Origin of the sequence: Pseudomonas sp. EA_65y_Pfl1_P113 (assembly GCF_963970525.1) — a bacterium.
Taxonomy (GTDB): Bacteria; Pseudomonadota; Gammaproteobacteria; order Pseudomonadales; family Pseudomonadaceae; genus Aquipseudomonas; species Aquipseudomonas tritici.
This window is the reverse complement of record NZ_CAXAQM010000716.1, coordinates 1-324: the sequence shown is the minus strand read 5'-3', so window position 1 is coordinate 324 and position 324 is coordinate 1. Positions and strand designations below refer to the sequence as shown.

Annotated in this window: 1 protein-coding gene; it reads right to left on the bottom strand. The window is 58.6% G+C overall.

The annotated features are described in order from the left end of the window. Positions 1-324: RHS repeat-associated core domain-containing protein (locus tag AACY52_RS31870; RefSeq protein WP_339561636.1), on the bottom strand; the 324-nt coding region annotated here is incomplete at both ends.

The following is a 324-nucleotide window of genomic DNA, read 5'->3' as shown; positions in this document are numbered from 1 at the left end:
ATCCGGTCGGGTTAGGCACGTATAGGTAGGCGTTACTCCCACCCGCCAATTTCACCGGATCGGGTGTCAGGTAACGACCTAGATCCGGATTGTAGTAGCGATGGCGGTTGTAGTGCAGCCCGCTTTCCGAGTCGAAGTACTGGCCTTGGAAGCGCAGTGGGTTGTCGATTGTGTTGATGTCGAGGCGGCTGATTTCACCGTAGGCGCGGTAATGCGCGGACCAGACGATTTCGCCATCCGGGGCGGTGAGTTCCTGTGGGGTGCCGAGGTGGTCGAGTTGGTAGTGGTAGGGCTTGGTGTCTTTTGGGCCGAAGCCTTCCAGCA